This is a genomic window from Hymenobacter persicinus (genome assembly GCF_004167665.1).
In the GTDB taxonomy this organism is placed as follows: Bacteria; Bacteroidota; Bacteroidia; order Cytophagales; family Hymenobacteraceae; genus Hymenobacter; species Hymenobacter persicinus.
In genome coordinates, this window is record NZ_SEWE01000083.1 from 1 (window position 1) to 8,487 (window position 8,487).

General features: G+C 61.3%; 9 protein-coding genes and 1 pseudogene. 5 read left to right on the top strand and 5 right to left on the bottom strand.

The genetic code is table 11. The annotated features are described in order from the left end of the window. Window positions 1-834: pseudogene (locus tag EWM57_RS20455) on the top strand (metallophosphoesterase); the annotation flags it as partial. Here the strand turns inward: EWM57_RS20455 and EWM57_RS20460 are convergent. Both EWM57_RS20460 and EWM57_RS20465 read right to left on the bottom strand, forming a co-directional pair. Further along, window positions 785-1,696, bottom strand: coding sequence for a diacylglycerol/lipid kinase family protein (locus EWM57_RS20460; RefSeq protein ID WP_165370596.1), 912 nt, complete (start codon window positions 1,694-1,696; stop codon window positions 785-787). The pseudogene EWM57_RS20455 and the gene EWM57_RS20460 sit on opposite strands and share 50 nt — an antisense overlap. A gap of 90 nt (window positions 1,697-1,786) precedes the next feature. After that, window positions 1,787-2,596: a M48 family metallopeptidase gene (locus tag EWM57_RS20465; protein ID WP_129923162.1), complete on the bottom strand. Its 810-nt coding sequence runs from the start codon at window positions 2,594-2,596 to the stop codon at window positions 1,787-1,789. A gap of 192 nt (window positions 2,597-2,788) precedes the next feature. Here EWM57_RS20465 and EWM57_RS20470 point away from each other — a divergent pair, with 192 nt between their 5' ends. Continuing rightward, window positions 2,789-2,983 carry a hypothetical protein gene (locus EWM57_RS20470; protein ID WP_129923163.1) on the top strand — a complete coding sequence of 65 codons (195 nt, stop codon included), beginning with the start codon at window positions 2,789-2,791 and terminating at the stop codon, window positions 2,981-2,983. 95 nt (window positions 2,984-3,078) lie between these two features. On the opposite strand, the gene EWM57_RS20475 is transcribed toward EWM57_RS20470, so the two are convergent. After that, window positions 3,079-3,879 (bottom strand): murein L,D-transpeptidase catalytic domain family protein, encoded by an 801-nt coding sequence (locus tag EWM57_RS20475; protein WP_129923164.1) that lies wholly within the window; start codon window positions 3,877-3,879, stop codon window positions 3,079-3,081. A gap of 146 nt (window positions 3,880-4,025) precedes the next feature. Between EWM57_RS20475 and EWM57_RS20480 the strand changes: the two genes are divergently transcribed. After that, on the top strand, window positions 4,026-4,418 hold the full coding sequence (locus tag EWM57_RS20480; RefSeq protein WP_129923165.1) for a hypothetical protein: 393 nt from the start codon (window positions 4,026-4,028) through the stop codon (window positions 4,416-4,418). An 87-nt stretch (window positions 4,419-4,505) separates the two neighbouring features. On the opposite strand, the gene EWM57_RS20485 is transcribed toward EWM57_RS20480, so the two are convergent. Both EWM57_RS20485 and EWM57_RS20490 read right to left on the bottom strand, forming a co-directional pair. Further along, window positions 4,506-4,910: a hypothetical protein gene (locus EWM57_RS20485; RefSeq protein WP_129923166.1), complete on the bottom strand. Its 405-nt coding sequence runs from the start codon at window positions 4,908-4,910 to the stop codon at window positions 4,506-4,508. A 267-nt stretch (window positions 4,911-5,177) separates the two neighbouring features. Then, window positions 5,178-5,648 carry a DUF4199 domain-containing protein gene (locus tag EWM57_RS20490; protein ID WP_129923167.1) on the bottom strand — a complete coding sequence of 157 codons (471 nt, stop codon included), beginning with the start codon at window positions 5,646-5,648 and terminating at the stop codon, window positions 5,178-5,180. A 371-nt stretch (window positions 5,649-6,019) separates the two neighbouring features. On the opposite strand from EWM57_RS20490, the gene EWM57_RS20495 reads away from it, so the two are divergent. Both EWM57_RS20495 and EWM57_RS20500 read left to right on the top strand, forming a co-directional pair. Further along, a complete protein-coding gene (locus EWM57_RS20495) occupies window positions 6,020-7,642 on the top strand; it encodes an ABC-F family ATP-binding cassette domain-containing protein (RefSeq protein ID WP_129923168.1) in 1,623 nt (540 codons plus the stop codon). A gap of 16 nt (window positions 7,643-7,658) precedes the next feature. Then, entirely contained in the window at window positions 7,659-8,435 is a 777-nt protein-coding gene (locus EWM57_RS20500) for a hypothetical protein (protein ID WP_129923169.1), read from the top strand. Window positions 8,436-8,487 lie beyond the last annotated feature (52 nt).

Genomic DNA, 8,487 nt, shown 5'->3' on the forward strand with positions numbered 1-8,487 from the left:
GGCCGGCCCGATGGCTACGCGTATTTGCTGCGCCAAGAAGCCTACGTGCAAGAGCATCTGCCGACGGCCCATTACCTGCCCGCCCAGGGCTGCCCGGGGCCCATAACCGTGCAGCTGGCCGACAACCTGCTGCTGGTCGTGCTCAATACCCAGTGGTGGGTGCAGAACGGCCTCCGCCCCTTGGGAAAAGCCGCCGGCTGCACGGCCATTGATGCCAAGGCCCCTTTTCAGGACCTATACCGGATTCTGGACCAGAACCGCCACCAGCAGATTGTGGTGGCCGGCCACCACCCGCTGTACTCAAATGCCCTGCACGGGGGAAATTTCACGGCCAAGCAGCACGTTTTTCCGCTCACAGCCGTGCATAAGATGGCCTACGTGCCCCTGCCGGTGCTGGGCTCCTTCTTCCCACTCTACCGCAAACTCGTCGGGGCTGAGGAGGACATGGCCCACCCCAAGTACCGCAAGATGCGCCGACGCCTGCTGCGGGTGCTGCACCAGTTTCCCAATGTCATCTACGCGGCGGGCCACGACCACAACCTGCAGTATTTCCATTACCGCCAGGGCCACTACCTGGTGAGCGGGGCGGGCAGCAAAACGGCCTTCGTGCAGCCGGGCGGCAAGGCCACCTTTATTCACGAGCACAAGGGCTTTTTCAGCCTCGACTTCTACCAGAACGGGGAAGTGTGGCTGCGCACCCTTGAACCGGGCGCCGCGGCCGGAGAGCCAGCGCCCGAGGTGTTCCGGGCGCGGCTGCTGCCCGCGGCTACGGCGCCAGCGGTGGTCAGGCAGCCGGCGTGGGCGGGGTCAGCACCCGCAGGCTCCGCGGAATAACCTCGGCCCGAATCGGCGTTGGTAGTTCCAGCGGTTCCCCGTCGACCTGCCCGAGCACTTGCTGCTGGCCCGGCACCTCGATTTCCACCCAGCGGCAGCGCAGGCGCCGGGTGTAGAGCGAGGCGTCGAAGTCGCGGGTGTAGAGCTGGTAGAGGATGCCCAGGGCCGCCGTGCCGGGAAAGGGCTCGATGATGCAGACTTCGAACTCCCCGTCGTCGAGGCGGCTGTCGGGGTTGATGACCACGTTGCTGCCGAAGGTATTGCCGTTGGCCAGCGTGACCATGAAGGCGGGCCCTTCGAACGTTTCCCGGTCGGTGCGGACGCGGTAGGTGGCCGGCTCGTAGTCGAGGTAGCGCTGGGTGGCAATGCGCACGTAGGCCCCGGGTCCACGGGTATCGCCGTTGCAAAACTCTTCCACCACCAGCGCATTAAAGCCCAGATCTGACAGGTGAGCCGAGAAGTTGCCCCCCACCCGCAGCGTATCCACTTGCCGCACTTCATGGTCCCAGATCAGGTGCAAAGCCTCGTCGAGCTCCTGCGGAATACCCAGGTCCTTGGCCAAGCCGTTGCCCGAGCCCAGGGGCAAAATGCCCAGCACCAGCTCCGTGTCGGCCAGGGCCTGGGCCACCAGGTTCACGGTGCCGTCGCCGCCGCAGGCAAACACGGCGTCGTAAGGCCGACGCCCCAACTCGGTCTGGAGGCGGCGCAGGTCCTGCTCCCCGCTGGTGTGAAAGAAGTGCGCCTGCCGGCCCCGTTCGGCGCAAAAAGCGGAAATCGTGCCTTCGAGCGTCGATTTGTCGATGTCGCCGGAAACGGGGTTCAGCACGAATAGCAGCTGGTGCAGCCGGACGAAGGAAGCCATAGGAAGTGTTTTTGGGAATACGTACGGGCCCGAACGCACAATGGCCGAGCTTCCGCCCGGCCATTGGATAACTATTAGCAAGCGCGCGGCTTACTTCTTCAGATTGGCGGGCACGCCGCCGGGAAACTCCGCGGCAATGTCCTTTTCCAGCTCGGCAATGCGGTTGCCGGGGTTGGGGTGGGTACTCATAAACTCGGGCGGGTTATTGCCGCCCCCGGACTGCTCCAGAATCTGCATCACCTGAATCATGGCCCGGGGGTCGTAGCCGGCCTGGGGCGTGAAGTCGACGGCGAGCTTATCGGCTTCGAGCTCATCTTCCCGGCCAAAGCGCATGGTCACGAGCTTGGCCACCATGGCCGCAGCCGCGGCGCTGACCGCCGTGCTGGGCCGGTCCGGGTCGTACATGCCAATGGCGGCGGCGCCGGTCAGGCCCTGGGTGAGCTGGCTCTTGGCCACCTGCTCAGCCGAGTGCCGGGCTACCACGTGGCCAATTTCGTGGGCCAGCACGCCGGCCACCTGGGCTTCCGACTTCAGGTTTTTGAGCAGGCCCGCGGTAATGAAAATCTGGCCGCCGGGCAGGGCGAAGGCGTTGATGGTATTCTCATCGGCCAGCAGGTGAAACTGGAATTTGTAGGGCGTTTGGGCGGCTTTGGTGCTGCGCACAATCTGCTGCCCGATTTCCTCCACCCGGGCGCCAGCCTGGCGGTCGGGGTGAATTCCGCCGTACTGCTGGGCCATTTCGGGGGCGGCCTGCAGGCCCAGGGCAATTTCCTGCTCGGCGGTCATGTCCACGTGCTGGGTTTCGCCGGTCACCTCATTCACCGACCGTTTGCAGTAGTAAGTGACGAAGGAAAACAGGGCAAGGACAAGGGCAATTATGTAGCGAAGGTTTCCTCTCATGGCAAGGACAAGGATGAAAAAAGGGCGGAACAAAATCGGCTCTGTGGACAGCCGTTGGCCCTGTAACGCGCGATTTGCGGTAGGGTTGCCAAGCTCTATATACCCAAAACCAATTTTTCTGCGTACCAGTCCCTGCCGATGCCACCCGGCGTCGGCGCCCCCCGTACTTCTCTCTCCCAACCCTTCTTTAACATGAATCAGAAACGCACTTTCGGCGCCATTCTCACCATCCTCGGCATCATCGGCATTATCTACGGGGCCCTCGGCTTCCTGCACATGGCCGGCGTGGCGCTCAGCAAAATCAACTCTTTGGTGCCCTTCGCCGTCGGCCTGATTTTCTTTTTTGCCGGCATCAACCTCGTCAAAGCCACCGGCGACCGGGCCTAGCGCAATGGGCTCCAAGCGCTTACCGCATAAAAAAAGCCCGGCTTTCGTGCCGGGCTTTTTTGTGATAATCTGAGCTGAAACTACGCCTGAGCAACTTAGTCGTCGGCCAGACCCTTGCTCTGGGCGAAGGCCAGCAGGGCCGGGTCCAGCTCCTGCAGGCTCGACTCGTAGCGCACCCCGCTCGGGGCGTGGGCGTATACCACCGTTCCGTTTTTGATGGCCCGGATGATGGCACTGCTCTGGTCGAGGGGCAGGGCCGGGCAGCCCTGGCTCCGGCCCAGCCGACCGTGGGCGCGCACAAACTCCTCGCACACGTACTCGGCCCCGTGCACGACCACCGAGCGGCTGGCAGCGTTGGTATTGTAGCCGGCGTCGAGCCCGTTGAGCTTCAGCGACAGGCCGTGCTTGCCGTCGTAGGTGTTGCCGGTCACGTAGAAGCCCAGGCTGCTCATTTCCGAGCCGTTCTGGTTGGAAAACGCCGAAGCAAACTCTTCTCCCGTGTTTTTGCCATGAGCCACGAGCGTATGAAACAGCACCCGCTGCTGCTTCACGTCAATCACCCACAGGCGCTTGAGGCGGCTCGAGCGGTTGAAATCAATAATGGTCAAGACCTGCCGCTGTGCCGACACCTGCCCGCGCTGCTGCAGGTTGTAGAACCCCAGCAGGGCCTCGCGGTACACGTTTATCGGCAGCCCGCTGGTCGTCAGGCCGGTTTGCACGTAGGTCTGGAGCACGTGCTGCTCGAAGGCGGCCATGTAGGTGGCCCGGCGCGGGCCGGTCAGCTTCACCACCGCGCCGCCCCCGTTGCCGGGTGCCGCCGCGGCGGACTCAACTCCGGAAAAAAAACTCAGCAGAACTAGCAGTAGGCCGGCGAAGGCAGTCGGTGTGGAAGTCATCGGCTGGAATAGTCGGTAGTAGAATTAAATGGGCAGTAAGAAGCGCAGGTCGTACGTCTGGCCATACAAATCTAGTACTTTAGCCGCATCATTCCCGGCCCCACCAACCACTCAGGTAGGGGTCTGGTTCCCAACCCTCCCCAGCAATGTCCATTCGCCTTTTCTTTGTCCTGTTCGGGCTCGTAATCCTCACATCCTGCGGTCATTCCCTGACCAGTATCCCCGGTTTCGACTCGGCGGCCTGGCGCCGGGATGCCTACGCCTGCCAAAACCAGCGGGCCCGGCAGCTTCCCGTCATTAATGCCCACCGCGAAGTCCTCTACGGCACCCGCACGGCTGATATCGACGCCCTCTTCGGTCGGCCCGACGAGGAGGAACTCAACGAGCAAACCGAGAAAACTTACTTCTACTACGTCGAGCCGGGCACCCAGTGCGAACCCCGACACCAGCGCTCCGCGGCCAACAAACTCACGTTCCACTTCGGCCCCACCGGCATCGTGACGGCCGTTTTATACGAGAAGCCCCTGTCGGGAAAGTAACAAGGCCGTGGCCTAGCCCGGACTTCAACAAAAAAAGCCGCCCCGTTTCGGGGGCGGCTTTTTTGTTAGGGACGCGGAGCTGAGGACTTATCCCAGGCCGCCTTCGTTCGGGTCGGGCTGGGCGGGCACACTGTCGCGGTGCTGCTCGCTTCGGAAGAGGCTCAGCTGGGAGGGCGTCAGGATGCGGCCGCACTCCACTTCGTACTGGGCTTCCAGCTCCGACATCAGCACGCGCTGCTGGTTGGGGTCGTCCTTGTACTGCCACTGAATTTCGTCGAGGCGGGCAATTTTAATCTGGTTGGCCGCCCGCAGACGAATATACTGGGCTTCATTGAGATGAAGCCGGTCGCACATCTGCCGGGTCATTTCATCGACGCGGGCCACGGGAACCTCCCCGCTGCCCGGACGCTCGGCATGCCGGTCACGCATCTGGGCCGACGCCCCGGCCACGAGGCCGGTAAGCAGGAATAAAGTCAGGAAAAGCGTTTTCATAAAAAGTCAGGTGAAGGCTGGTCAGGGTTGGAGGCGCACTACAGCGGAAGATTGGCAGCTGGCCCGAAATGACCAGTTTTTAATCAACTCTGTATAGTACAAATATATATTTCTTAAATGAAATACACAATCTATTCATAACATATTTTTTTCCTCAATAAGTTCCTAAAACGAGAAATACGCCCGAGTTATTTCCCAAAAATGGAAAACAAAAAAGGCCGGCTCCTGGGCGGGAACCGGCCTTTTGCTCTTGTTTAAGCATTCCAGTTACTCTACTCCTTCCATGGGCTTGTGGTCGGGGCTCTTGTAGTACTGCATGGCAATCAGGGAGATGATAACGCCCGACATAACGCCTTGCAGAACGATGGCTAAAAAGGCAATGGTCACGGATAAGTCAAAGCCGAACAGGTCGCGGGCGCGCAGCTGGTCCATGATGGCGGGGTTGATGACCGTGTAGACGATGAAAAACAGCCCAAACACGACCGACGCCACCAGCGCCGTCACGATGCCCGTGCCGAAGCCCTGCAAGTAGGGCATGCGGTTGTGGCACACCTGCTTATAGTGGGCAATGGCCATGCTCACGCCGATGGCCAGAATAACTCCGTTCAGGAAGCTGAATTCCACTCGGTCGGTGAGGTGGAGCAGGGAGGCCAGCAGGAAGTAGGCCGCCATGCCCGCAGCCGTCGGCAGTCCGTAGCGGACTCCATTTTTTTCGGGGGTGATGCTCGCGTCGCGCATAAAAAGCAGACTGGAAAAAGGGTTGAACCATCAAACCGGCCAAGGGCTTCGGAACTGCAACCGGGGGGCGGGGTGTTATGGGCTGTCCGGCGGCGCAGCGGGCTGAGCTACTTGGCTTTCCTTAATACTGCTTTCCGTTTCGGGATGTTTTGCCGGCGGGGCGGTTTTTCGGCGAAAGTGGTTCAGCTTGCAATGACTTGCCGCCCACTGAGTTGAAAAGCAGCCGGCCCGCCTTCCCCATTTCGGGGCGCAACCGCAAATTGCCGGGGCCATACGGCCGCCCGCGGCAGTTTGCGTATTTTTGCGCGCCGATTGTCGGGGCTGCGCCTCGGCCTTCGTTTTCCCCTTGCTACTTCGTTTTTTCCTCCTGTATGATCAGTACCACCAACGTTAGTCTGCGCTACGGCAAGCGCGTGCTGTTTGAAGACGTCACCATCAAGTTTATGCCCGGCAACGTGTATGGCCTGATCGGGGCCAACGGCGCCGGCAAGTCAACGTTTCTGAAGATTCTCTCGGGCGAGATGGAGCCCAACACCGGCTCGGTCGACATGCCCGCCGGCTCCCGCCTGTCGGTGCTGCGCCAGGACCAGTTTGCCTACGACCAGTACCCCGTGCTCCAGACCGTCATCATGGGCCACACCAAGCTCTGGAAGGTGATGGAGGAAAAGGACGCCCTCTACGCCAAGCCTGACTTCTCCGACGCCGACGGCGAGCGGGCCGCCCAGCTCGAAGGCGACTTTGCCGACCTCGAAGGCTGGAATGCCGACTACGAGGCGGCCGAGCTGCTCTCCGGCCTTGGCATCGGCGAAGACAAGCACAACACTCTCATGGGCGACCTGGGCGGCTCCGACAAGGTGCGCGTGCTGCTGGCCCAGGCCCTGTTTGGCAACCCCGACGTGCTGCTGCTCGACGAACCCACCAACGGCCTCGACGCCGAGACCGTGCTCTGGCTGGAAAACTTCCTCGACTCGTTCCAGAATACGGTCATCGTGGTCAGCCACGACCGGCACTTCCTCGACGCGGTGTGTAACTACATGGCCGACCTGGACTTCTCGAAAATCACCATGTACCCCGGCAACTACTCGTTCTGGTACGAAAGCTCTCAGCTCGCGCTGAAGCAGCGCCAGGACGTGAACAAGAAAACCGAGGACAAGCGCAAGGAACTCGAGGAGTTCGTGCGCCGCTTCTCGGCCAACGCCTCGAAGTCCAAGCAGGCCACCTCGCGCCAGAAGCTGCTGCAAAAGCTGACCCTGGAGGAAATCAAGCCCAGCTCGCGCAAGTACCCCTACATTGCCTTCAAACCCGAGCGCGAAGCCGGCAACCAGCTGCTCACGGTTGAGAACCTGAAGGCGTCGGTGGAAGGTCAGACCGTGTTCAAGAACGTCTCGTTTTCGCTCGACAAGAAGGATAAAGTGGCCATCATCAGCCGCGACGACCGGGCTCCTTCCCTGCTGTTCGACATTTTGTTTGAGCAGGTAAAGGCCGACGCGGGCACCTTCCACTGGGGTACCACCATCACGCCCTCGTACTTCCCCCGCGAAAACGCCGAGTTCTTCGACACCGACCTGAACCTAGTGGACTGGCTGCGGCAGTACTCGACCGAGAAGGACGAGTCGTTTATCCGCGGCTTTTTGGGCCGGATGCTGTTTTCGGGCGAGGAGTCCCAGAAAAAGTCGAACGTGCTCAGCGGGGGCGAGAAAGTGCGCTGCATGCTCTCCAAAATCATGATGGAGGCCGGCAACGTACTCGTACTGGACGACCCGACGAACCACCTCGACCTGGAAAGCATTACGGCTCTGAACAACTCCCTGCGCGACTACAACGGCACGCTGCTGTTCTACTCCCACGACTTGCAGTTCGTGGAAACCGTGGCCAACCGCATCATCGAGCTGACGCCCGACGGCATCATTGACCGCCGCATGAGCTACGAGGAGTATCTGGCCGACGACCAGATCAAAACCATGCGTCAGCGCATGTACCAACTCGTTTCCTAATTACGTTGTTGCCGCTATGAAACGTATCGTATTCGCCTTATCCGTGCTGGGAGCCGGCTGGCTGGCTCTGCCGGAAGTTGCGCAGGCCCAGGTGAAGCCCGAGTTGAACACGGCCCCACCCGGTGCCCCCCCCCGCCCGACCCCCACGGAGCCCGCCCCGCGGCCGGCGGTGCCCGTGCCGGCGCCCACCGACGAGCCCCTGCCCGCCCCGACGGTGAAGCCCACGCCCAACTCGCCCTCGGGCTTGGAGTTTCCGAAAGGCACGACCAGCGCCGACCAGCCCAAGCCCCTGCGGCGGTACTTCCTGTACTCCAACTTCGGCCTGGGCTACAACGGCTACGGCGACATCAGCCAGTTCAACGCCAGCATCGCGCCCGCCATTGGCTACCGCGTCACGGACCGCTTTGCTTTCGGGCCGGGCATTTCGTACTCGTACACCAACTACGGCTTCTCGCGCTACCTGCAAAGCCGGGGCTACCCCAAGGATTTGTCGTCCAATAATATCGGGGTCAAGGCCTTTGCCCAGTACATGCTGCTCAAGGACCTGGGCATTTTCCTGCACGGCGAATACGAAGTCACCCGCGCCGAATACCCCGACGTGGACGCTTCCGGCACCCAGCTCATCACCCGCCGCACCATCGTGCGGACCCCGCTGGCCGGGGCCGGCTACCGCCAGCAGTTCAGCGACCGGGCCGCGGCCGATATCTCCATTCTCTACAACTTCAACGACGGGCTGAGCGACATCTACGGGCAGCCGGTTATTCGCTTTAGCTTCCTGTTTGATCTGAAATAAGGTCGATTAAGTAGTCATTAGACACAAAAAAGCGGCTCCCCGGAATGGGGAG

Excerpts from the sequence above, each read along its gene's own strand:
- EWM57_RS20460 (WP_165370596.1), bottom strand. The coding sequence starts at position 1,696 with ATGGCTTCCTTCGTCCGGCTGCACCAGCTGCTATTCGTGCTGAACCCC.
- EWM57_RS20465 (WP_129923162.1), bottom strand. The coding sequence starts at position 2,596 with ATGAGAGGAAACCTTCGCTACATAATTGCCCTTGTCCTTGCCCTGTTT.
- EWM57_RS20470 (WP_129923163.1), top strand. The coding sequence starts at position 2,789 with ATGAATCAGAAACGCACTTTCGGCGCCATTCTCACCATCCTCGGCATC.
- EWM57_RS20475 (WP_129923164.1), bottom strand. The coding sequence starts at position 3,879 with ATGACTTCCACACCGACTGCCTTCGCCGGCCTACTGCTAGTTCTGCTG.
- EWM57_RS20480 (WP_129923165.1), top strand. The coding sequence starts at position 4,026 with ATGTCCATTCGCCTTTTCTTTGTCCTGTTCGGGCTCGTAATCCTCACA.
- EWM57_RS20485 (WP_129923166.1), bottom strand. The coding sequence starts at position 4,910 with ATGAAAACGCTTTTCCTGACTTTATTCCTGCTTACCGGCCTCGTGGCC.
- EWM57_RS20490 (WP_129923167.1), bottom strand. The coding sequence starts at position 5,648 with ATGCGCGACGCGAGCATCACCCCCGAAAAAAATGGAGTCCGCTACGGA.
- EWM57_RS20495 (WP_129923168.1), top strand. The coding sequence starts at position 6,020 with ATGATCAGTACCACCAACGTTAGTCTGCGCTACGGCAAGCGCGTGCTG.
- EWM57_RS20500 (WP_129923169.1), top strand. The coding sequence starts at position 7,659 with ATGAAACGTATCGTATTCGCCTTATCCGTGCTGGGAGCCGGCTGGCTG.